Origin of the sequence: Prevotella sp. E15-22 (assembly GCF_023204875.1) — a bacterium.
In the GTDB taxonomy this organism is placed as follows: Bacteria; Bacteroidota; Bacteroidia; order Bacteroidales; family Bacteroidaceae; genus Prevotella.
In genome coordinates this window covers 409749-435986 of sequence record NZ_CP096247.1, presented here as the reverse complement: position 1 = coordinate 435986, position 26238 = coordinate 409749, and the positions used below count along the sequence as shown (strand labels likewise).

General features: G+C 47.6%; 14 protein-coding genes. 7 read left to right on the top strand and 7 right to left on the bottom strand.

All coding sequences use genetic code 11. The features are described 5' to 3' along the window. Positions 1–4: 4 nt before the first annotated feature. From M1D30_RS01600 to M1D30_RS01575, 6 genes are all read right to left on the bottom strand, one after another. Positions 5–1918: an ATP-binding protein gene (locus tag M1D30_RS01600; protein WP_248505578.1), complete on the bottom strand. Its 1914-nt coding sequence runs from the start codon at positions 1916–1918 to the stop codon at positions 5–7. Further along, positions 1893–3365 carry a cache domain-containing protein gene (locus M1D30_RS01595; RefSeq protein ID WP_248505576.1) on the bottom strand — a complete coding sequence of 491 codons (1473 nt, stop codon included), beginning with the start codon at positions 3363–3365 and terminating at the stop codon, positions 1893–1895. Before M1D30_RS01595 ends, M1D30_RS01600 begins: the two co-directional genes overlap by 26 nt. Positions 3366–3510: 145 nt before the next feature. Beyond that, positions 3511–5001 carry a carboxylesterase/lipase family protein gene (locus M1D30_RS01590; protein WP_248505574.1) on the bottom strand — a complete coding sequence of 497 codons (1491 nt, stop codon included), beginning with the start codon at positions 4999–5001 and terminating at the stop codon, positions 3511–3513. A gap of 43 nt (positions 5002–5044) precedes the next feature. Then, positions 5045–6352: a glycosyl hydrolase family 8 gene (locus M1D30_RS01585; protein ID WP_371874181.1), complete on the bottom strand. Its 1308-nt coding sequence runs from the start codon at positions 6350–6352 to the stop codon at positions 5045–5047. A gap of 30 nt (positions 6353–6382) precedes the next feature. Continuing rightward, on the bottom strand, positions 6383–8926 hold the full coding sequence (locus M1D30_RS01580) for a glycoside hydrolase (protein WP_248505570.1): 2544 nt from the start codon (positions 8924–8926) through the stop codon (positions 6383–6385). A 164-nt stretch (positions 8927–9090) separates the two neighbouring features. Further along, complete coding sequence (locus M1D30_RS01575) at positions 9091–11283, bottom strand: endo-1,4-beta-xylanase (RefSeq protein ID WP_248505569.1); 2193 nt, start codon at positions 11281–11283, stop codon at positions 9091–9093. 194 nt (positions 11284–11477) lie between these two features. Here M1D30_RS01575 and M1D30_RS01570 point away from each other — a divergent pair, with 194 nt between their 5' ends. Next, a complete protein-coding gene (locus tag M1D30_RS01570; protein ID WP_248505567.1) occupies positions 11478–13094 on the top strand; it encodes an alpha-L-fucosidase in 1617 nt (538 codons plus the stop codon). On the opposite strand, the gene M1D30_RS01565 is transcribed toward M1D30_RS01570, so the two are convergent. Next, entirely contained in the window at positions 13084–13578 is a 495-nt protein-coding gene (locus M1D30_RS01565) for a nitroreductase family protein (protein WP_248505564.1), read from the bottom strand. The genes M1D30_RS01570 and M1D30_RS01565 overlap by 11 nt on opposite strands. 92 nt (positions 13579–13670) lie before the next feature. Here M1D30_RS01565 and M1D30_RS01560 point away from each other — a divergent pair, with 92 nt between their 5' ends. From M1D30_RS01560 to M1D30_RS01535, 6 genes are all read left to right on the top strand, one after another. Continuing rightward, entirely contained in the window at positions 13671–15164 is a 1494-nt protein-coding gene (locus tag M1D30_RS01560; RefSeq protein WP_248505562.1) for a glycoside hydrolase family 43 protein, read from the top strand. A gap of 25 nt (positions 15165–15189) precedes the next feature. After that, a complete protein-coding gene (locus tag M1D30_RS01555) occupies positions 15190–17589 on the top strand; it encodes a glycosyl hydrolase 115 family protein (protein ID WP_248505560.1) in 2400 nt (799 codons plus the stop codon). Beyond that, positions 17582–20119 (top strand): glycosyl hydrolase 115 family protein, encoded by a 2538-nt coding sequence (locus M1D30_RS01550; RefSeq protein ID WP_248505558.1) that lies wholly within the window; start codon positions 17582–17584, stop codon positions 20117–20119. The genes M1D30_RS01555 and M1D30_RS01550 overlap by 8 nt, the downstream gene beginning before the upstream one ends. A gap of 25 nt (positions 20120–20144) precedes the next feature. Then, complete coding sequence (locus M1D30_RS01545; RefSeq protein ID WP_248505556.1) at positions 20145–21911, top strand: Ig-like domain-containing protein; 1767 nt, start codon at positions 20145–20147, stop codon at positions 21909–21911. Positions 21912–22191: 280 nt separating this feature from the next. Next, positions 22192–23775, top strand: coding sequence for an alpha-L-fucosidase (locus M1D30_RS01540; RefSeq protein WP_248505541.1), 1584 nt, complete (start codon positions 22192–22194; stop codon positions 23773–23775). A gap of 15 nt (positions 23776–23790) precedes the next feature. Next, positions 23791–26238, top strand: coding sequence for a glycoside hydrolase family 2 TIM barrel-domain containing protein (locus tag M1D30_RS01535; protein WP_248505538.1), 2448 nt, complete (start codon positions 23791–23793; stop codon positions 26236–26238).

Below are 26238 nucleotides of genomic sequence, written 5' to 3'. Positions count from 1 at the left end.
CGGCTTATTTGATTGGTATTTCCAACACGAAACGCGCACCTTCATCATATTGGTCATCGAGCCATAAATCACCTCCAAGCATAACGGCAAACTGTTTGGAAATAGACAAGCCAAGACCCAAACCAACAGAAAAGCTATTGATTTTTGAGAACTGAGTAAAAATCCGACTGCGATAAGCGAAAGGAATACCTGGGCCGTGATCCTCAACAATAAATTGCAGCATAAGACCTGCAGTCTTCACCCTTAACATCACTTGTCCATTGGTCGTAAACTTCTTCGCATTAAACAGCAGCTCATTAAGAATCTTCATCAGATACTCTTTATTGGTTCGCACCTGCATCTCATCATTGACATACGAATCTACCTGCAAGTCGGACACATGGGGAGAACGGGCATTATAGAAAGTAACGACCTCGCTTATTACAGCACCACAAGTCACCTCGTCATTCAATTCAATATTTTTTCGTCCATCAATAGCCGACGATGCCATCAGCATATCAACAATACGTGTGATTGTAGCAGCATTATGCTGCATAGTTTCCGTGACCTCACCAATCTCATCCTTAGAAATCATTGTATAATCGTCGCGTAGCACCTGCACAAAACCCATAATGATATTTAGCGGTGTGCGAATCTGATGGAGCACATCCTGCAAGAATGCAGTCTGGCGTTTGGCAGCCTCTTCTGCCAACAGGTTTGCTTGTTTAAGTTCCTCATTATAACGAGCCGTCTCGCTGTTCACACGCTCTAGATGATGAACATACTTAGACAGAGACTCTTGCATAACAACAAAACTATTCTGCAAACGTCCCACCACATCAGTACGACGACTTGACTCCAGTGGCTTGTCAAAATGTCCGTCAGCAATATAGCAAGTCTGGCGTTCCAACGTTCCTAAAGGTTTAATAAAGAATGCCACAATCTTTCTGCAGAAGAAGAACATGCAAACCAAGCCTGCTCCTAACAACGGGAAAAGAACATAAAGCAATTTATTGTAATAATGGAAGATATCACTCTCTGGACATACCAAGGCAACACTCCAATCCACATGTTCCAGGGGCTGATAAAACACATAGCATGGATCGCCGTCGATATTCACCCTCATAAAACCTTTCTTTTTTGACATCATCTCATGACCTAAAGCAATCATGTCCGACTGTGTCAGAGGATCGACATCATCAAAGATTGTCTTACTCACCAATATCGTTGAATCGGGATGAACAATAAACTGTCCTTCCTTACCCAACATCATACAATATGAATGCTCGTATGGTTTATAGGCAGACATCGCCTTCGAGAGCCATTGAAGAGAAAGACCCGTTGAGACGACACCCACGAAACGTCCTTCCGAGGAATAAATAGGATCATAAAAAGACGCGATAATCTCCGATGCCGTCTTTTCGTTTTGATGATTATCACCCAAAGGATCCATCCATTGAGCCTCTCCATATTCACGAACCAATCGATAGCAATCTTTTTTTTGGTTACTGTTTTCCAGTTCGCACGCAGTCATAACAGAGTCATTTACACGCGTGGAGAACACCGAATAGAATTGTCCTTCCTGAGAAAAAGCATCTGGTTCTAAAATGATAGAACAGCCATTAATATCAAGATTCAGCAATACCGCCCTACGCGTATAGGCCATCAACGAGTCGGGCGTCAGATTATCCAGCAATTGCCATTTAGTATTGCGAGAGATAGTCTCTACCTCTTTTATATAGCCACCTACTCGCGAAACCGTATTCTCCAGTTCACAATTTGCACGTTCTATGGCCTCTTGTCGCAGCATGCGACGCGACTGTAGGAACAAGTCGCCAAGAGCATAGACAAAGACGCCTATAACAAAGGGCAATAAAAATAGGCAGATCTTTGTTGAGAGAGAATAATGCGTATTATGAATTGGATTCGGTAGTTTCATTTTCGGCAGTGGTTCTGTTTACTGATACTTCAATGATTTTATCCAGTAGTGATGTCACTTTTTTCGTGTTATCTGCAATACCTGTCGTCAACTGAACCACATCAATCTGATCAAGGTTATTACTATTCTCCTGAATAACAGATACAGCAGAAGCTATGGCATTAACAGGTTCCACCAATTGATCGGTGGTATTATGGACAAACGCGGATTTCAGTCGGTCGGCCTCTCGGGCCTTGTCACGAGCTTTTTTTAGGGCCTTCGTCTGATTCTTAAGTACCTCAGAATGTTGGCGAATCTCAGAAAGATAGTTTGCCAACGAACATTGCATAAGTCGGAAGCTGCGCTGAAGTCCGCCAATCTCGTCATGGCGAAGGCTATCGGCTATTGGTTCATCAAAACGGCCGGATGCCAAACGCTGAGCAGAGAGATCCAAATACCTGATTGGCTTCATCAGCCAGTGAATCACCTGGAAACAGTATAAAAGCAATAACAGCAGACTGACAACCATGATAACCACAACAAAAGACTGCAGGCGGTTATAGGTAGCAAAAACCTCCGACTTAGGACTCACAATGTCGATACTCCAACCAGTATTACGGTAAGGCTTATAGAACACATAACAGTCGGTGCCATAAATACTCACCGACATATAACCGCTCTCACCCTTCAACATTGACTCCATCAATTGCTGTGAGGCTTCATCATGATGATGGGCTAACTGCTTATAGATGTTACCGGAATGCAAACGGGTGCTGTCTGGATGAACAATAAAATCACCATCCTTGGTCAGTAGCGCACAATGAGTACTTGGGAATGGACGAGCCGCTTCAACCATACGCGACAACCATTCCAACGAGATGGCAGTGACAAAGATGCCAACCACACGATTATTTTGACGTATTGGTATACTATAACCTAAGATAGGATAGCCGCCTCGCAATGGTTCTATCGTTGGATCGCTCCACTCTCTTTGACAGCTAACCATGGGGCGCACATACCAGTCTTGTTCCGTGTAGGGTTTATCTCCAAAACGATCAGAAACCCTGATGGAGTCTTGCCCTCTATAAGAGCAGAACATGGTTTGATTACCATTTCCCTGCCATGCTATAGGATCCAAGGCAATGGCACAGCCTACGACAGAGGTATTCTCCTCTAGCATCTTACGCGTAAGTTGCTGCAATGCTGCCGGGTTATCAATAGCCCCCTCCACACGCCAATGAATATTATTCGCAGCCACCTCAACCTCATGCAACTTATTGTCAATGCTCTGCATCATACCGTCAAGGGCAGCCTCCGACTTAGCCAGTGCCTCGGCCTTCACAGCCCTGCGTGCATACATAAACATCACAAAAAGAGCAGCCACCAACATGACTGCCACGAAAGCCACCAACCAAAGACTCAACTTTGTTGATAACGATTGACGGATAACAGAGGGCCACTTCTTCATATGCGAATGCAAAGATAGTGAATAAATCCGACATAAACAAAAGAAGCTCGTAATTTTATTGTAGTTTTTACACATAGAAAAAAATATCCTGCCATTATGCATATGACAGGACATTTATTTTACCAAATTATCATCACATAACTAATTATGGGACAATCGGTTCACCCATTTCAGAGTGCTCCGCATCTTTTTCGTTTAACTTAAAAAGCATAAACTGAGGAGACTCCGTTGTACAGGGAGTCCAGCCCATACCATCCTTTCCATTTCCATTCGGATCTCCATATTTAGCAAAGTTAGTCCATGCCGTCAACATCTTCTCAGACAAGTCCCAATCTCCTTGTGTCCAAGGACGCCAGCAGTGCTTGAGAGATTTAAAAACAAACCACAAGTCGGAAGAATGGAAAGCACCCTTCAAACGATTGGTCACCTCAGGATGTTGGCCATCATCAGGCAACGGACGTGCAAACTCGTAGGCCCATGCCACGTTTCCCTGCTGTTGGCGGACCTTACAGAACTCAGCAATGCCAGGACCCATTGCGCCCAAATCATTCTGTGTATAGCCAATCATATATGGCACATCGGCAATAGACCCATCGCGTGTAGCCTCATCGAAACTTTTCTTCGAAACATAGCCATCAATAATAGGACGCTGCATCACGAACACATCCGTTTTGTTCACCATATTATATAATTGAGGGATGGTGTAGAGCAACTCCGTTGAGGCGTGACGCAGTTGCTCAAGATTAGTCAGCCCAGCCCAGTCCATCACCATCTTTGTCTCCGCCTCACTCTCCTGCAACGTGGGATTATAAGAGAAGAACTTGTTCATCGGTGTAGCCGACTTTGCCTCCTCACCATCCTTGGCAGGCACATTGATACCGCCACCACTCATGATAATGGCTTTCTGGAACAGTCCACGAGCTAATGGCGACTCGCACAGGGTACGCACGCTACCGGCACCGGCACTCTGGCCGAAGATGGTGACATTCTCAGGATCGCCACCAAATTGTGCGATATTTGCTTTCACCCATTTCAGCGACTGGATTTGGTCGAGGATGCCATAGTTTCCACTGACGTGATTAGGACTCTCATCCGACAACTCTCGATAGGTCATAAAGCCAAAGATACCCAGACGATAGTTAATAGTGACCAATACAACATCCTTAGATGCCCACTCCTGGCCATCGAACTCTGGTTCAGAGCCCCAGCCCTCTCGATAACCTCCGCCATGAATCCATAAGGCCACGGGCAACTTCTTATCCACCTGTCCTGGAGCCTTCGTATAGACATTCAAATACAAGCAGTCCTCACTATAAGGAGCCTCGTCACCATAGCCCCATTCAGTGGTATATCCGCCAGGATAGTGAACAGACTGATAGCCAGGGTGACCAAACTTATCACATTGGCGCACACTGTCCCATGCCACCACTGGTTGAGGCTCTTTCCAGCGCAGGTCGCCAATAGGTGGTGCTGCATAAGGAATACCCTTATACGCAAATACGCCAGCGGTTTCACATTGGACGCCCTGTATCTGGCCTCCTTCCACATTTAACACAGGGCATGCAGCCTCCTCGTCGGAGGTGCAGCCCGTTAATGCCAATAGCGGCATTAATAATACAAATAGTTTTTTCATCATGAAGTGGTTAATGGTTAGTATTTTGTTTTTTGTATTTTTCCTTTTATTTCTGCGGGAAGATAACGCGGTAGTTGCCGCTTAAGTGCATATAGGCAAAGAGTCTTAGAAGTCCATCATAATAAGCATCAAAATAGCCATCCTCGAAAGGCTTGTGCTCTGCCTTCCAGAACGCATCGACAAACTCCTTACTCTTGTCATGCGAACACATAACAGAAGCAGCAGCTGTAGTAGCCACCAAACCTATACTATGGCGCAACTTACGGAAACCACCAGCCTGAAGAATCTCATTCTCTTCGGGTAAGCTACCATCTACGCGATACTGGTCCACGAACTTATCTACCCCCTGAGAGTAGAAGAAATTCTGAATGCGCTCGCCATACTGACGCTGCCACTCTCCGTCGGCGCAACTCCATTCATAGTCCATCGCAATATTCATGGGCACGCGCCATGAGTCGTAACGGAAGTTGTTGCTACTGTTACGGCGACCGCCCCAGCCTTCCATCAAACTACCATCGTAATTACACATATCCGGATTAAGTCCCGTTTCGGGATGGATAGCCTTATGCAGGAACTCGCGACTCTTGGCTGCACACTCATTCCAATAATCCGAGCGACCATCATCGGCCCACTTGGCCCACACCTCATAGAAAGCAGGGATATGGTAAGAAGGGTCTGTATAACGCTGGCCAAAACCATCCGGCGTGAAGGTAATCAGTTTCGTCTCTGGGTCAACGAGGAACATCTTCTGCGGACCCTGTGGCTGCTGAGGACGCTGAGCACCGCCAAAACCGCCGAAGTTTGGACGCGGCTCCGGTGTATATTCACGCGGCATGGTGCAGTTCAAAATACGCTGAGCCTCAGCCTTATAGTTAATACCAGTATCATTTCCCCAACGGTTAGAGGCAAAGATCAGTGCCGTGATATAATACAGTTCACCGTCAGAGGCAGCACCAGCAGAGTTCTGTGTGCCATCAATCTTACAGCTCCAGGCGAAGTAGCCCTCACGGATACCATCCTGATGCTGCATGTATTTCTTACCCCAACGCCACAGTTTGTCAAAGATATCCTTCTTATCCATCTGCACGGCAATCATCATACCATAACTCATGCCCTCAGTACGCACATCGTGGTTCTTGATATCCGAGATGTAAGCCATCGAATCGTTGACTTCGAAGTACACCCTATTAGGACCATAAAACACATCGGCAAACACCTGCTGCAAACGAATGTTCACAGCTTTCTCATCATAGCCCATCTCCACGAACACATTTCTATACTTCTTCGTTTCGAAGGCACCCTTTTTCCAAGGAGTTAATGACCAGATGCTTGAACTCAAAGCCAGCATCATCATACAAGCAAATAATTTCTTTCTCATGTTGGTTTATCGTTTAATTAATATCTTTCCGTTTTGAATAATCATGCCTTTCTTTTCGCTCGTCACACGCTGTCCCATCACATTATAGACAATCGAGGAGATTGGTCTGTGGCCAGCAACATCACTGATGCCCGTATTCGTAAGGTCGAGAGGCAAGAAAGACTGAGAGTTGGCTGGGAACTGCGCATAAACATCAAAAGGCATCAGCACACCGCCTTCAGACAAACGAGCAAAGCCCCATACTCCCTGCTCGTAACCCAGGACGAAGTCACCCGCATACAGAGGTATCTGTGTATAGGTACCACGATAAAGAGCATCCAGCGGACTGGTAGCATACGACACATCACCAGCACCCTCAAAAGTATATTCTCCATTGCCAGATACCAAAACTGGCTGATGAGCGACAATCGACGCAACATTTTGAAGCGTTCTATCATCGTTTATCGTATAAGCCTGAACACCCTGCGGAACAGCAGCATTGAATGGTAGCATCAGCATGCGCAAGCCATTAATGGTACATGTAAGCGAGGCCTTATTGGCAGTAAACGCCTTAGAAGGACGGAAGTCACCATTATCACTCCTCAGCACTAAGCTCTGAGAGTTGGTACCCGCCACCACATTAGGAATATTCGCCAAGACATTTTCCTCGCTAACAAAAGCCACACGATTCGTTCCTGCAAGCCAAGGTAGCGTAGCAGGCAGTTCTGTGACATTGGTTAAATCCAGGCTAGTACAAGCCTCATCAGACGTATATTCCATCACATAACTGTCGTCAGCCACATAAGCACCACTGAGTGTAGCAGCATAACGACGACCATTATCCAGATATACATCACCAAAGTTGATAGTCAAGTGCGACTGCGAGTTATCACAGGTCAGCGACAGCAGTCCGACACAACCATCAGCAAGCGTTGCAGGCGACAAATCGAGAACGATATCAAAGTTTTGGCCAATACTCAAATCAAGACGTTCATACTCATGACTAACAGCCTCTCCTTTGGCATTCACATAATAAAGTGTTGGCTTACCTGCCGTCAAAGAATTGGTTGACGTCACCTTCTTCACTCTCATCACCAATTGCGAATAGCGGTCGTTCAAGGCTATATAGCCAAAGGTCAGGTTCTTTCTTGATGAAATAAGCGGATTAGAACTATCAAAGGTCTTTGTCTTATTTGACAGTTTATAGGTAGTTCCAAAGTTCGTTTTGGTTGTTACCATATCATCAAGACGGTCAAAACGGGTAGCTGTACCTGCCATGTTTGACGGCTGACGGTCGCGTGACTTGACAAACAAGACCGTTGCAACGCTCAACGGCTCAATCTTTACTGCTGGACGACAGGTCTCCGACTCATACGACAAGTCGCTCTTATTCATACTCTTCGACTTAACAGTCACAGCCAGTTGTCCATGAGTTGTATAAAATGGAAGGTCCAGGGTCAAATCCACAGCACTTTCTGAAGTATTAGCCATCACAGCCACCACCGTATCTTCCGTCTCAGACAGATAGGCAGACCCCTGCAATCCACTGCCATTAAAGACAGCATCAACACGGGTCATTCCCGTAACATATTTCGCAAAGTGGGCCATGATATAACCACGCTTAGTAATCGATCCACTACTACCAGCACCGCGCTGGCCGTCGCCCATCATGCCATAATAGCGTTTGGCAGCATAATGAATCCACGCATTGAAGTCGCCCAGCATACAAGTATTGATGGCCGTAAAGAAGTTAAAGAAGTCCTTCGAAAAGTCATAGTTTCTAGTATTGCCTTCCACCTCATTCCAGTTAATCAGGTACTCCGTCATCCAAATCTCCTTTCCCTTCTTACCAAGGTTCTTGTAGGCACTTTGTATGCCGCCATATTGATGTCCACCATAGATGTCAAAGCAGGGCAGCACATCAGTTTTATTCAACGCATTGGCATAACTATCACTGACGGCCAACGTCTCAGGGGCCATAATCTTGCAACTGATAGTGCGGCCATACGTTTTCACAAACTGTGCTATCTCCGAGGCGTCCCATAGACATCCTGCATACTGAGCGGGCCAGTCGGGCTCGTTCTGAATACTGATAGCATCAAGTTCCACACCGTTATCACGCAGATACTGCACATATTCCTCCAAATACTGTGCATAGTCAGCCCAATTCTCTTTTTTCAGCTTTCCCGTGGTACCATCCTCATTTTTTGCATTCGACGTGCCGTTGGTCTTCCACTCAGCCGGTTGCCCCCAAGGCGAAGCAAAGACAATGAGTCCCATCTGTTTAGCCAGTTTTGCCGTAGCCAACGATTGCGGCCATGCATTCTTTCCAATAGGAATATAAAGACGCATAATGTTACAGCCCACCGTACTCGTTTCTCCCCACACCTTCTTTATCTCTGTGTTAGACATGTGGTTATACGTAAACTGCGGTGAACAGACAAAGCCACCAAAGCCAGTTATTTTCTGGTGTTTGGCTGTTGCGTCTATTTTCAATGTTGATTTCTGTTGTGCAAAAGCCGACATAGTTGTCAGCAGAAGCATCGTAAAGGTCAGTACTACTTTTCTCATTTTAGTTATTTTGTCTGCAAAATTATGAAAAAAGCAGCAAACATCCATGTGTCATTCGTTTCGTTATCTTTAGTATTTGTTGCAGGAACAAAAGAAAGCCGGCATAAGTCAATATTAACTGACCTATGCCGGCAGATATTTAAGGTTTGGTCTTTAGATTAAATTTATTGGAAAAGCCTTTGAGCCATCTGATAGAGACTACGACGCCAGGTCAGGAACTCATGTGCGGTACCCTCACTGACATAGCCCTGTGCATTATAGCCGGCAGCTTTCAGAGCCTCTATGCTCTTGTTGATGCCTTCAGGATTCTCTTTCGAACCGCAGCTCTCAAAGATATACTTCACCTGCTTAGGATCTTTGATATCCTCAGGAGCATAGGTACCACCACTCAGCAATCCCCAAGAACCGAACATCTCAGGACGACGGAGGGTGATTGTCTTCGTTTCCATACCACCCATTGACAAGCCAGCCATAGCACGGCTTTCCTTCTTAGCAATGGTATTGAAGTGACTATCGATGTAAGGAACGAGCTCATCGCAGAGCACCGTCTCAAACTCCTTAGCAGTAAAACCGCCCAGTCCACCGAACTTAATATCGTTGGTCATGCCATAGGTCATCACGATGATGAAAGGCTTGCACTTACCCTCGGCCAGCAAGTTATCCATGATGAGGTTAGCATGTCCCTGGTTACTCCAAGCATACTCATTCTCACCCCAACCATGCTGCAAGTAAAGCACGGGGAACTTCTCCTTCTTGTTCTTGCCATAGGTAGGTGGCAGATAAACAAATGCGCGTCTCAGGCAGTTGGTGCTCTCACTCCAGAAGCGAACCTCGCTCACCTGACCATGCTCTACGTTCTTCTCAGCATAGAAGTCCTGATCCTTGGCGGGAATCTCAATACCACTCTCCCAACGACAAGAGCCATAATAGTTGTTTGTTCCAGGATCGTTCAGCGTACCACCATCAACGGTGAGATGATAGTAGTGGAAGCCTTCATCCATCGGGCCTTCAGTCTGACCAATCCATGAGCCGTCAAAGAAGCGACGCAACTTGGTACCGCCCTGTCCCCCCAGTCCGAGGCTAACAGTTACAGCCTTGGCATCGGGAGCCTGTACACGGAAACGAACATAACCCTGAGAGTTCACCTGAGGATACTCCTGACCAGGCTGGTTTTTTGAAGAAGGCTTGAAGTCGTCCTTCACACCGTCAACCTTGCGGAAAGCCATAGCAGCATTAAACTCGCGAGGCTGCTGACGCTGCTGTTGCTGAGCACGAGGCTGGCGAACAGGCTTCTTAGGCATATCCCATGCGGGAGCCTTCTTTGCCTTGATATACTCATAAGCCAACTTAGGCTTGTACTCTGAATCGAAAGGCAGAGGATAGTTGGCTGCGCCCAACCAAGAGTCGCGGTCGCCCAGATTCCAGAACGTTACACAGTCGATAACGTCGCTGTGCTTACGGAACACGCGGAACACGCGAGCATACTGATCGGCCAGATGCTGCTTCACTGAGTCGGTCACCGTAGCACCGTCGCGGCTAAAGCGGAGCTGACCACCCATCTCCTCGTTCACACGGATATCAAGCTCCGTCACGTGGATGTGCTTCACGATCTTCTTATAAAGAGTGATAGCATCATCTACTTCTTTCTCCGTAGGACCATAGATATTATAGTGACCCTGCATACCGATACCATCAATGGGCACACCAGCCTGCTTCATGGCTTTCACCATATTATATATACGCTGGCTCTTCACGGGGTCGCATTCATTATAGTCATTATAGAAAAGCAGAGCTTTCGGGTCGGCTTCACGGGCAAACTGGAAAGCCTTGGCAATAAACTCATCGCCACAGAGTTTGTACATAGCACTCTGACGATAAGGGTCCATTGCATTCTTGTCATCGGTCATGGCCTCATTAACCACATCCCAGCAATAAACCACATCCTTGTAGCGGCTAACCACCTGCTGGATATGATTCTTCATACGAGCATAGAAAACTTCCTTTGTTGGATTGTCACCCAGCATCCACTCACCAATCTGTGAGTGCCACATCAAGCAGTGGCCACGCAGTTTGATGCCGTTCTGACGTGCGAAGTTAGCAATACGGTCAGCTGCTTCCCAGTTGAACTGACCCTCCTTAGGTTCCGTGGGCTGAGGCTTCATGTCGTTCTCAGCAGTGATGCTGTTGAACTCCTTCTTGATCAGAGCCATCTGCTCAGGGTTACTCACATTACGACCATTGACTGCAACGCCAATCATAAATTCTTTTTTGTAGGCGTCTTTTAGTCCTTGTGCCCAAACAGCCGTGCTAGACATTGCTAGCAGTAAGACAACGGCTGATTTAATGGTTTGTTTCATTGTAAAATTGGTTTAGTTATCGTTTATCGCGTGCAAAATTACATATTTTCCCACAAACTGGCATGTCTCTATGTGTCTCATTCTTTCGAAATTGTTTCATTTTACAAAAAATCGCATGAGACAAACGCCTTTATCCGCTTTTTTCCGTACTTTTGCACTTGATACATACACAAAACAAAAAAAATACAACTACTATGAACAAAAAGTTTTTAATGACTAACCTTCTCTGGCTGACGCTCTTGCCAACGACAGCCCAAAAGTATCAGGTGCCCGTGTCGGAAAAACACGAGCAGATGCTGAAAGGACAGTATGAACCCACATGGCAATCGTTGGAGACTCACCAGACCCCCGAATGGTTTCGCAATGCCAAATTTGGCATCTGGGCCCACTGGGGTGCGCAGTGCGTTGAAGGTTCTGGCGATTGGATGGCGCGCGGTCTTTATCTTGAGGGAGGTGGGCAGTATAACTACCATCGTGAGCACTACGGCCATCCCTCCGAGTTTGGCTACAAAGACATCCTTCCCCTCTTCAAGGCCGAGAAATGGGATCCAGAGGCATTGGTAGAGCGCTACAAGCGCTGTGGTGCACAGTATTTCTTTGTATTAGGTAACCACCACGACAATTACGACCTATGGGATTCAAAATACCAACCATGGAACTCAAAGAATATCGGTCCAAAGAAAGACATCCTTGAAGGTTGGGCACGCGCTGCCAAGAAGGCGGGACTTCCTTTAGGCATCTCATTTCACGCCGACCACGCCTGGACATGGTTCGAGCCCTCACAGCGTTACGACCTGAAGGGTGATAAGAAAGGAGTATATTACGATGGCAACCTGACCAAAGAAGACGGCAAGGGCAAATGGTGGGAAGGTCTTGACCCACAGATGCTCTATCAGCAGAACCATCCTATGAGTCAAGGTTCATGGGACAACGGTCGCATCCATGCTCAGTGGGGCTGGGACAACGGTGCTTGTCCTCCGTCACAGGAGTTTGTCACCAACTTCTTCGACCGCACCATCGATGCCATCAACCGCTATAACCCCGATCTCATCTATTTCGATGTCACCGTACTCCCCTTCTACCCCATCAGCGACTGTGGTCTGAAGATTGCCACGCATCTTTATAACAAGAATCCGCGTGGTGTTGTCTTTGGCAAGATTCTGAGTGAGGATCAGAAAAAAGCCCTCACCTGGGATGTAGAGCGTGGTGCCCCCAACCAGATGATAGAAGAGCCTTGGCAGACATGCAACTGTATTGGCGACTGGCACTACAACACCAACACCTATAAGCATGGCTATCGCACGGCAACCAATCTGGTAAAACAGTTGGTCGATATCGTTTCAAAGAATGGTAACCTCCTGTTAAACATCCCTCTGCGTGCCGATGGCACCTACGATGAGAAAGCCGCTGCATTCCTCGACGAGTTGGAGGCTTGGATGACACAGAATGGCGAAAGCATCTTTGGCACACGTCCTTGGGTAAAATTTGGCGAAGGACCCGTGGCCGAAAAGAAGATAGACATCAACGCTCAAGGATTCAACGAGGGCCAGTATAATGGCATGGACGCACGCGACATCCGCTTCAACCAGACCAAGAAGCACCTCTATGCTACAGCCATGGGATGGCCTAAGGACGGCAAACTCGTCATCAAGTCGTTGGCCAAAGGCAACAAGAACTTCAAGAAGACGATTACCAGTGTTCATCTTCTTGGCTATGGAAAACTCAAAGCACGTCAAACTGCCGAGGGACTGGAAGTAAAACTTCCCGCCCCCTGCAATAAGATTGCGCCAGTATTGAAGATCAACAAATAGCGCTCATTTCCTTGCGCTTCTTATCTTTCATCTCATCGGCAGCATAGCCAATAGGGATGATCACAGCGGGCTCTTCGCTCTCAGGCAGAGCGAAGAGCTCTTTGCATTGTGCAGCGTCGAAGTTGCACACCCAGCAGGTGGCCAGTCCATGCTCAGTAGCTGCCAGACAAAGATGCTCCACAGCAATGGCAATATCAATATTACCATGAGGTTTGCCATCAAAACGTACCCACTCCTCATCATGAAGCACAGAGCAGATGATATACATTGGAGCCGAAGCCAACCAGTCACGACGATAACACGTTAGGAGCTTGGCCTTGTCGGCCTCATCAGTCACAAAGTGAAACTTCCATGGCTGCTTATTAACTGCAGAAGGTGCCATACGAACACACTCCATAATATAATCCAACTTCTCCTGCTCTACAGCTTTCGCCTGATAATCACGGCAGCTGTATCTCTGTTTTACTAATTCTAAAAAGTTCATATACTAAAAAATATCAAAATATGCCACAAATATACACATTAATCCCCAAATATCAGCGGAATTTACTAATTTTGCAAGAAATTATTAAGGAAATGACTAAAAACAACTTACTATCAACCATCTTTGCCTGCATTGCCACGGCTTCGCTTCAGGCTCAGAATCCCATCATCTGTGATCGTTACACACCCGACCCTGCTCCTTATGTGCATGGCGACACCCTGTATCTCTTCGTTGACCACGACGAAAACCAAACAGAGAACAACTATTTCACGATGAAAGACTGGCTGCTATATAGCACTGTCGATATGGTCAACTGGACATATCGAGGCACGCCACTGACATCAGCAACTTTCTCTTCATGGGCCAAGCAGAACAATGACTGCTGGGCCAGTCAGTGCATTGAGCGCAATGGCAAATGGTACTGGTACGTCACAGCTACCATCAAAGGCGAGGCTTATCCTGGCATCGGCGTAGCTGTAGCCGACAACCCTGCAGGACCATATAAAGACCCCATCAAGAAACCACTGGTAAAGGGATGGTTCAAGATTGACCCCACGGTATTCATCGACGACAATGGTCAGGCATACCTTTATTATGGCAACAATAACCTATGGTACGTCAAGTTGAACAAGAATATGACTTCTTTCACAGGTTCTGAGATATCTGTAAATGTCAAGAGCGAAACAGCCTTCGGACCACACAAAAACGATAATGGTGATCCAAACTTCGAAGAGGCATCATGGCTTTACAAGCGCAACGGCAAGTACTATCTGGAGTATGCCGCTGGTGGTGTGCCAGAACATTGGGCCTACTCCACTGCCAACAAGGCTACTGGTCCATGGACATATCAGGGAAAGATTCTGGATCAGGCTCAGAACAGTTTCACCATTCACGGCGGCAGTGTGGAGTTCAAAGGACACTATTACATGTTCTATCACAACGGCAAACTGCCCAATGGTGGTGGTTATAAGCGCTCCACCTGCATAGAGGAGTTCACCCCCAACGAAGACGGCACCATTCCCCACATCAATTTCACCACTAAGGGAGTAGCCCCGTTGCAGGCTCTGAATCCCTTTGTCCTTCAGCAGGCTGAGACCATCAACCAGTGCCAGGGCGTGCTTTGCGTGGGCGACCATACAGGTTGCTATGTCACCAACATCAAGACAGGCAATTATATCAAGGTACGCAACGTGGACTTTGGCACAGCAGGCGCCAAGTCGTTCAAGGCTCGCGTCAAAGTCAACAAAAAGAGTACGTTATACATCCGTACCAACAGTAAAAGCGGCAGCATCAAAGGTCGTATAACCATCGAGCCGACCAATGGAGAATGGACCGATGTCACCTGCGACCTAACCTCTCCTATCTCAGGCGTCCAAGACCTCTTCTTTACCTTCTCTGGTTCCATTGGATCGGAATCCTCGCTATTCGACTTCGACAGTTGGCAGTTTAGCGAAGAGCCCACAGGCATCCTTTCGTTAGAAAACAAGAAAAGGGAAGTGAATGATTCTTCCTATGACTTGCAGGGTCGCAAGACCAAGGCCAAGGGCATCAGTATTAGGGATGGTAAGAAAGTGGTAAAGAAATAAAGTCCCAGAAACTAACCTAAAGACTATGATAAAGAAAGAACTCCTGACAATTGCATTGGCCCTTTTTGCCCATTTCGCAATGGCCATCGACCTCACCAAGGCTACAATTACCTATCCAAAGAACGATGAACCACTGGTGCGACAAATGGCACAGGTCTTGGTCGATGACATCGAGCGAGCAACAGGCATCAGACCCCAAATCTCAGGAGAAGCCGGTACATCCGTTATACTCGCCACAGCCAGCCACACCAATCGCCATAAAGAACTGCGTGGTGTCTGGGAGTGTTTCGCCATCGACACTAAAGACGGGAATCTTTATATTACTGGATCGGATGCTCGCGGCTTGGCATACGGCGTACTGCACGTCAGCGAGGCCATCGGCATCAGTCCTTGGTATTGGTTTTCCGACATCCCCATCAACCAAGACAAAGCCAAACGCGCATTCGACTACGTAGAGAACTATGTTAGTGCTTCACCCACTATCAAATACCGCGGTATCTTTATCAATGACGAGGACTGGGGGCTGAAAACGTGGGCAGAGAAAAACTTCGAAAAGGAACTGGGCGATATCGGACCCAAAACTTACGACAAAGTCTGCGAACTCATTCTCCGACTGAAAGGCAACATGGTGGCACCTGCTATGCACACCTGCACTGGTGCGTTCTATTCTCATCCAGAAAGTCAGGTAATGGCAAACAAATGGGGCATCATGATTACCACCAGCCACTGCGAACCATTGCTTTTCAATAATGCAGCCCCTTCTGAGTGGGACAAGACCCGCGATGGCGAATGGAACTACGAAACCAATAGCCAGACAATACTTAATAAATTGGACGACCGCATCCGCGAGACGGCCCAATATGAGAACATCTACACAATGGGCATGCGTGGACTACACGACGAGGCCATGAAGGGGTCAACGAATCCCAAAGACAGAGCTCGTACATTAGAAAAAGTCTTTGAGAAGCAGCGTGGTATTCTCGAGAAATACAAGAAGACAAAAGCCACAAAACTTCCCCAGATTTTTGTTCCTTATAAAGAGACCCTCGACATCTATGATGCAGGATTGAAGGTTCCCGAAGATATAACCCTTGTTTGGCCCGATGACAACTACGGCTATATGAAACGCGTCAGCAACACCGAAGAGCAAAAACGCAAGGGTGGTAGTGGTGTGTATTATCATATCAGCTATCTCGGCACTCCTCATGATTATCTATGGCTGCCAAGTACTGCTCCCATGCTGATGTACCACGAACTGAAGAAAGCTTACGATGCTGGTGCAGACCGTTACTGGTTACTCAACGTAGGTGACATCAAACCTGGCGAGATAGAGATGCAGATGTTCATGGATATGGCATATAACTTCGAAGCTTTCAACTACGACAATGCCAATAAGTATCAGGCCGAATGGTTGGCTCGAACCTTCCTGCCAAATTGCGACAACCAGACATCATACCAGCCTGAACTTACCGAGCAATTCCAGTTTATCCTCGACCATTATTACCGTTTGGCATGGAATCGCAAGCCCGAATTCATGGGCTATGAATATGAGTGGAGTAGCGACGAAGAGAACCGCCTGCATGACACGGACTTCTCGTTTGACACAGGTACGGCTCAAAAACGACTTCTGGACTACGAAGACATCTGCGAGGCTTACGACATGATAGAGCAGAACATCGATGCAGACAAGCAGCCTGCCCTCTTCCAAATGCTGGGTTATGCTGTACATTCAGCCTACCAAATGAATCGCAAGTTTTTCTATGCTCAACGCAACCACGAGACAGGGAACGCCATCTATGCCACGATAGCTCTCAATGCCTACAGCAAGTTAGAACAGCTACGCAAGAAATACAACGAGCAACTTGACGGGAAGTGGAACAATATGATCAGCGAGATTCCTCCGGGGTTCTGTGCCAAATATCAGATGATGCCAGAACTTACCGACAAGGCCACTACGGCTTACCAACTACCCGCAGAACAACGTCATCCTGAGTTCTGCAACAAAATAAACCTTGCGTCACTCTCTGTCAGCGAACCTTTCCGCCTTTTAGAGGGTATTGGAACCGACTGGCAAGCACTGCAGATGGGGCAACCACTTGGCAAGAAAACGGGCAGTATCGATATTGCTCTGCCATCAAATAATCTCCACAACGCATCATCCATCAAGCTTTGCATCAGCGTGGTGCCGATGTGGCCTGTGGCCAGCGATTGCAGCAACCGTTTCACAGTAAGTGTGGATGGCGGCAAAGCTGTAGTATGCGAAAACATCTTTAAGGAATGGGGGCCGGAATGGAAATTACAGGTTCTAGAGAACCGCAAGGAGTTCGTTGTGACACTACCCCTTGACAAGGCCCGTCTGAACCATTTCATCACGCTATCTATTATTGACCCAGGACAAATCATCCAGGAAATCACCTATGAATAAATTATCCATTATCACCGTTCTACTCTGTGCCTGGCTTTCTGTATCTGCACAGTCAGAGAACTTCTGCATTGCCAAGAACGGAAAAACTGCAACCATCATTATCGACGAAAACGATTGGAAGGGCGTTATTCGCGCTGCAAAAGACCTCGGTGACGACGTCCGCAAGGTCACAGGCGTGGCCTCTCCCATCGTCGAGTATGCTGCGATGTCATCGCAGCTAACGAAACAGGCTCACATTCTTATCGGCACCATCGGTAAAAGCCGCCTCATTGATAGCCTTATCAGACAGAAGAAACTAGATACCAAAAAGATAAAGGGCCATTGGGAGGGCTACTGCATCGATGTGGTGGATGGAAACCTTGTTATTGCTGGCAACGACAAGCGCGGCACCATCTACGGCATTTATGAAATCTCAAAGCGCATCGGCGTGTCGCCCTGGTATTGGATGGCCGATGCTCCTGTGGTGCATCAGGACGAGCTCTATTACGACGACGGCTACGATTATAGTTGGCCTGCTGTGAAATATCGTGGCATTTTCATCAACGACGAATGGCCCAGCTTTGGTACCTGGTGTACGAAGCATTTCGGAGGCATCAACTCCAAGGCCTACGAAAAGGTCTTTGAATTGTTGCTACGCCTGAAGGCCAACTATTTCTGGCCCGCCATGTGTGGCACAAACTTCAACGAAGATGATCCAGAGAGTCCTCGATTGGCCGATGAGATGGGTATTGTGATGGGCACCAGTCACCACGAACCCATGATGCGCTCACATCGTGAGTACCTGCAGCGCAAGGAGCAGGTAGGTCCATGGGACTACGCCACCAATAAAGAACGCGTGGATCAGTTCTTCCGCGAAGGTATGGAGCGCAATAAAAACTACGACAACCTCGTAACCATCGGTATGCGAGGCGACGGCGACGTGGCCATGGGTAAAGGAGATGATGCGGAAAACATGAAGACGCTCCACAAGGTCATCGACGGTCAACGTAAGATTATCAAGGACATCTACGGACGTGCCGAAGCCGTGCCCCAGCTATGGGCTATCTTCACAGAAGTACAGCGTTATTATGATGCTGGCTTTACCGTACCCGATGACGTCACACTCCTTTTCTGCGATAACAACTGGGGCTACATTCGCCGTAAGGGCACCGAAAAGGAACGCAAGCGTAAGGGCGGTCTGGGTCTCTACTATCATATCGACATGAACGGTGGCCCTTGGAACGACCGTTGGGTGAACACCACCACCGTCCCCAAACTACGCGAGCAGTTGCATCTGGCCTACAAGAGCGGCATCGACCGCATCTGGATTATCAACGTGGGCGACCTGAAGCCTAAGGAGATGCCCATCTCGTTCATCATGGACTATGCATGGGATCCAGACGGTTTAGAGCACGATTCAGAAAACGGCTGGCTCAATGATTGGACAAAATCTGTACTCGGCTGTTTGTCCGCCAAAGATATTAAGGAATGCGCCCGCATCATTGCCGACTATTCCAAGTATAATCTCTGGCGTAAACCCGAGGTCCAAGTGCCTGGTTTGTTCAACTACCATGAAATGATGAAACTAAACGACCTTTGGCAGTCGATTATGTTGCGTTGTGAGGTCTTGAAAGAGCGCGTACCAGCGGAAGCCCAGAACGCCTTCTACCAATTGGTCTACTATCCTGCTGTAGCAAGTGCTGGTGTAGCCATGATGTACAATGCAGCGACTATGGGTGATAGTATCACAGTCTGTAACTACATGACAAAAGACCAGCAACTCACCGACTATTATAACAAAGTGATGGCGAACGGCAAATGGGACGGCATGATGCTTGACAATCACATTGGCTATACCCAGTGGAGCATCCCAGAGAAGAATCGCCACCCCATGAGTCTCGGCTACAAAGTTGACCAGCCACTCCTCTATTCGTTTGCCAAACCGTCGAAGGAATACTCCATTCCGGTCATCGACTTTACAAATAATAAAAGGGAGGTACATCCTTGCTTTAACGGATGGGAAATTCTTTGGGGACTTGGTCGCGGCAAGGGCTGCATGGGCGCACGCGACGTGATGAAGGAATGGCCAGCAGACGGTAGCGGCCCTAAACTAGAGTACGACATAGATTTAACCGAAGAGGGAAAGATTGCTATAGGAATTTTGCCGACGCAAGATATTGTTCCCGCTCGTGGTTTGCGTCTTGGTGTGCAGATTGACGAGAAGCCGATGCAGGTTATCGATGCTCGTCAGGGCCTACACGACGAATTCCAGGAATACACCCCAAAGAATCTCGCCCAATCAAAGAACCTGAAGCCCCTCCCACCCCACAACAACCTATTGCTTAGTGGTTGGAAGGACGGCAGGAAGATGCTGCGTCGCGATGAGGTGTTTGACAATATCCGCTGGCTGGAGGTAAATTTCGCCAACACCACTCCTGGCAAGCATAAGCTGAAGCTCATTATGATAGACCCAGAAATAGTTATTGAGACCATCGTGGTCAATCCCGACAACAACCGCTACAGCTACTTCGGTGCACCCAAAAGATATTAACATCAAATATAACTAAATTACCATTATGAAACAAACCATTTTATTGCTACTCCTATTTGCTATAGGACTGATGCCTGCGCTAGCCGACAATATCACTGTAGGCGGCACAAGCCGCTCGTACAACGTCTATGCACCAAGTAACCTCGGTGAGGGGCGTCCATTGCTCATTTTCTGTCACGGCTATAACCAGGATGCAAACTGGATGCAGAATAGTGAATTCAAGAATGACCAAGTAAGCATGGAGGCTGTATGCGACACCGCCAAGTTTGTCGTTGTTTTCCCCAATGGCATCAACAAATCATGGGACACCTCTGGCGATCGTGACATCAACTTCATCAAGGCCATTATCGACAAAATGGTGACACAACACAAAATAGACCGTAACCGCGTTTACCTTGGCGGTTTCTCCATGGGCGGCATGCTAACCTATCACGCCATGAACAAGATTCCAAACCTTATCGCAGCCTTTTGTCCTGTAAGTGGTTATCCCATGGGGGGTGCTACGGCTAATACCAATGTACGCCCCATTCCCATCCTGCACATTCATGGTACCAGCGATGAGACTTGTGCTTTCAGTGGTGCACAACCTGCGCTCAATGTATGGATTAATCATAACGGCTGTCCCACAACAGCGACTATTACCAACAATTACAATGGATTCAACGGTGCCAAGATGCATATCTGGGGACCTGGCAACGATGGTGTTGAGGTCAGACTGTTGGAATTGCCAAACAAAGGACACTGGATCTGCAAAGAGAAACAGGTGTACACCGGTAAAGAAATATGGAATTTCTGCAAACGTTTCTCACTGAATAAGACTTCACCCAACGTCAAGATTACCTCGCCTAATACAGGTATTAAATACATCAGCTTTGGCCCTCAAGGAGAGGTATCATTCCCCGAGGTCAACATCACGGCTACAGCTGACGACCCGAATGGTACCATAGAGAAGGTGGAGTTCTACGATGGTACAACGCTTCTCGCCACCTGCACAGAGAAGCCATACAAAACCACTTTGGCAACAACCAAAACAGGCAAACATACCCTCAAAGCCATCGCTACCGATAACGATGGCGAAACGAGTACAGCCACTGTTGAAGTAACACTTCAGAAACCAACAACTCTCACGCTCTCAACAGATTTCAAAGAGGGAGGTGCCATCCCCGCAGGATGGACAACCTATGACAGCAACGAACGCCGCACTGGTTATAGCAATGGTTACACTTCAGGCTGTCGCGTGCTACAGTTCACTGGTTCATCGAAAGGTTTCAACTACGGTCTCTACTTCCGCAATATCAATGGAAATACGAAACAGGGCTATGCAAAATTCGGACTCAGTGGTGCAGGTACAACGCTTAGTCTGGCTCCTGGTCACTACACTCTGAAATATAAGATTTGCAATTGGAACATGGCAGACTTCGGAGAGGTAGAATTAGACATTGAGACTCGAGCTGGTAAAAGCATTGCCAGCCAGACCTACACACCAAACATCAATATTGGCAACGTGGCCTCTAACAATTTCAGTAGTCCCACCCAACAGACCTTCGAGTTTGATATCACTGAACAGGGCGACTATGTCATTGCACTATATAGTGCCGCATCTGAATGGAGTGACTGCATCATTGGACAACTAAGTCTGACTGCTAATAGCTATGTAACTACTAGCATTGAGACACCCACACACAACCAAGCACCTAACACCCCCATTTACGACATAGATGGACAACGAGTAATCAGCCCAACAAAATCAGGAATATATATTAGTAACGGTAAAAAGATAATAAAAAGGTAACGAAAGAGTCCAGGTCTTCAACCACAAGACCCAGATTTTTATTTTATCCTACCATATAATTATTAAATCCTGCATACCATTTTGTATTTTCTCATATATTCTTTGTAATTTTGCAACCATTATTACAATTAACAGCAACATGAAAAAGGCCATATTATTACTTGTTATATACTTCCTAGGATTGCCGTGTTGGTCACAATCAAAACCATATGGTCCTATACCAAGCAAAAACCAATTGCGCTGGCAGGAGATGGAAATGTATGCTTTCATCCATTACTCTATGAACACATATACTGATCAGGAGTGGGGATTTGGCAACGAAGACTTGAAGTTGTTTAATCCCTCCGGCCTCGATTGTCGCCAATGGGCACGCGTCTGCAAACAAGCAGGCATGAAGGGTATCATTTTCACGGCTAAGCATCATTGTGGTTTCTGCATGTGGCCTTCGAAATATACAGAGTATAGCGTTAAGAGCACACCATGGAAAGATGGCAAAGGTGATGTTGTGAAAGAGTTGGCCGATGCTTGTCGCGAGGAAGGACTGAAGTTCGCCGTCTATCTCTCACCGTGGGACAGAAATCATCCAGACTACGGTAAACCAGAATACATTACCTATTTTCGCAATCAGTTGCGCGAATTGCTCACCCAATATGGCGACATCTTTGAGGTGTGGTTCGATGGTGCCAACGGTGGTGACGGATGGTATGGCGGTGCCAACGAGGTACGTCGTATTGATGGACGCACCTACTACGAATGGGCCGAAACATTCAAGATGATTCGCGAGTTGCAGCCCAATGCTGTCATCTGGAACGATGGTGGTGACCGTGGTGACCTGCGCTGGGTGGGTACCGAGGCTGGCAATGTTGGCGAGACGAACTGGAGTCTGATGCCCTCAAAGGGCGATACGCCTTATCACATGCTGCATTTCGGTGTGGAAGATGGCGACGTTTGGTGTCCTGGCGAAACAAATACCAGCATCCGTCCAGGCTGGTTCTATCATGAAACGGAGAACGAGCACGTGAAGAGTCTGTCAAGACTCATGGACACATATTATAAGTCCGTTGGCAGGAATTCCACATTACTTCTAAACTTTCCAATTGCTCCCAATGGGCGGATCCACCCCAATGACAGTCTGCGCGGCATCGCCTTCAAGAAAATGATAGACAAAATATTCAAGAAGAACATTGTCAAGGAAGTGAAATCTCCTAAACTCACAAACGGTTCATACATCATTAGTTTCAAAAAGCCCACATCATTTAACCGTTTTTTAGCAGAGGAGAATATCGCTTTAGGACAACGTGTCAAGAAGTTCACTTTAGAAGCTCTCGTCAATGGACAATGGCGGTCATTAAAGGACGCATTGGTAGATAATGGTGATGGTCTCACCACAGTAGGCCACCGCCGCATTATCTGCTTCCCAACAGTCAAAGCCACAAAGCTCCGTTTCTCAATTACTGATACGAAAGCAGAACCAATCATTAAGAAACTGGGCGTTTACCTCGCTCCTGAACTCACAGCCGACATTCAGGATTCTGGTGAGAAGAAATCATCAGGCCTGCATATATTCTTCAGCAGTCCCACACAGATGATGATTGACTGGGACCAAGAACAGACATTTACGACCTTCCGCTACTTGCCACCACAAGGAACAAAGAATGGCCTTATCACTCACTACACCCTTTGGGCCTCTACAGACTGGTCACATTGGACCAAGCTCGCATCGGGAGAATTCTCTAACATTGTTAATAATCCCATATGGCAGACCATTAAGTTTCCTGCCACAAAAGCCCGTATTATCAAGCTCGATGCCGATCGGATAGCAGAAGGTGAACGCATGAGCTATGGTGATATTGAAATTCGTTAAAACCAGAATATCAAAATGAGACGAACACTACTATTATCTATGATGCTTTGGGCTGGCATAAATGCCACTGCACAAAACAGGCAGCTGTTTGACGACAACTGGCAGTTCACACGTAATGGCAAGACCATCAGTGTAAACCTGCCTCACGACTGGGACATCTACGAAGGTCCCAACTCTGGTAAAGGAGCCACAGGTACCGGCGGTGGCTGGTTTGAAGGCGGCAAGGGTGAGTATCGCAAGATATTCAAGACACCTAATGCCGATATCACCAAGCTCCATTTCGAAGGTGTCTATCAGAAGGCAGAGGTCTTCGTCAACGGACAGAAGGCCGGACAACACGGCTATGGCTACACGCCATTCACTATTGACGTAACGAATTATCTCAATAAGGACAAGAAACAATCTAATGAGCTTGTCGTCAAGGTCAACAACAGCGAGCAGCCCAACTGTCGCTGGTACTCAGGCTCTGGCATCTACCGCCATGTATGGTTGGAGACCATGCCTGCGCTGCATATCGCCGATAATGGCATTGCTGTCAAGACACTAGAGGTCAGCGACAAACAAGCCCGCGTTGACATGAATATCTGGATTGAGAACGAAGGTCAACAGACACGCCAGATTGACGACGTAGAGGTGACTTTCAAAGGCGGCACCTTCACCTTTCACAACGACGGTCCCAAGCGGTCATACTCACCATCGGTGCATATCTCTAATCATGCCGTTAGACAGCCTAAGGCACTCAAATTGGTGCAGGTGGACACAGATAAGAAACCAGAACAGAAAAAGATAGAAAACACGCCGTTGAAGCCAGGACAGGTGGCTACCTACGTACTCAGCTATGACATTGCGCAGCCTCATCTCTGGTCACCCGAAGACCCTTACCTCTATGAGGCAACCATCCGTCTGAAGTCTGAAGGACGTATCATCGGTGAACAGCGTGTGAAGTTCGGCATCCGCTCCTTCTCCTTCGATGCAGAGAAAGGTTTCGTGCTCAATGGCAAGAAGGTGCTTATCAACGGTGCCTGCGTACATCATGACGACGGTGTGCTGGGCGCCATGGCGTTTGATGCTGCAGAAGTTCGCAAGGTAAAGCAGATGAAAGAAGCTGGTTTCAACCTGATTCGCACCTCGCACAACCCTACTACACGTGCTTTCCTTGATGCATGCGACTCAATAGGTATGCTGGTTATCGACGAGGCCTTTGATGGCTGGCGCACACAGAAGAATCCCTACGACTATTCTACGCTCATCGACTCGTGCTATCGTGAGGATATCCATGCGATGGTGAAGCGCGACTTAAATCACCCCAGCGTCATCTCATGGAGCATTGGCAACGAGGTTATCGAGCGCAAGGACATCCGCGTCATCACCACCGCCCGCCAGTTAAAGGCAGCCATCATGGAAATAGATAACACGCGTCCTGTAACCGAGGCCCTCTGTGCCTGGGATCGCGATTGGGAGATCTACGACCCGCATGCCGAGGTGCTCGATGTGGTAGGCTATAACTACATGATTTTCAAACACGACAGCGACCACAAGCGCGACCCCAAACGCGTCATCTGGCAGACGGAGAGTTATCCGCGCGATGCCTTCAAGAACTGGGAGGTTGCGAATGACTACTCCTATGTCGTGGGCGATATCGTATGGACGGGTCTCGACTACCTGGGCGAGAGCGGCATCGGTCGCAACTATTATAAAGGCGAACGAGAGGGTGAGTCGTGGATTGAAGGTGGTCAGCCCGAATGGCACGGTGCCCCCTGTGGCGATGTTGATATCACCGGCTGGCGCAAGCCCATCAGTCATTACCGCGAGATGCTGTGGAACAAAGACACACCACTCTACATGGCCGTCAAAGAACCCAATGGCTATCATGGCGAGATCAAAACGACGATGTGGAGCGTATGGCCCACATGGGAGAGTTGGAACTGGACCGGTTGGGAAGGTAAAACCATTGAGGTAGAGGTATATACAAAGGAGCCCGAGGTAAAACTCTATCTGAACGACCAACTAATCGATACCAAACAGGTGAGTCGCAAAACCGAGTTCAAGGCTGTCTTTACCGTAAACTATCAACCAGGCACGCTGCGTGCTGAAGCTGGTGGCAAGAGCGTCATGCTCAAGACTGCCGGTGAACCAGCTCGTCTGCGCCTCACTCCCGACCGCACCGTCATGTCTGCCGATGGCCAGGACCTTACCTACGTCAACATCGAGGTGGTCGACAAGGACGGTCGCGTCTGTCCTGAAGCTACCATTCCCTGCGAGGCCATTGTCAAGGGACAAGGTACATTATTGTCGTTTGCCTCTGCCGACCTCAAAGACACAGAACCTTACACCTCGTCTCGTGTAAAGACATGGAAGGGACGTGCCTTGCTGGTAGTACGCAACACACATAAGAAAGGTAATGCTCAGGTCAGCATCAAGAGCAGTCTACCCACAGCGAACCTAACAATCAAAACGAAATAA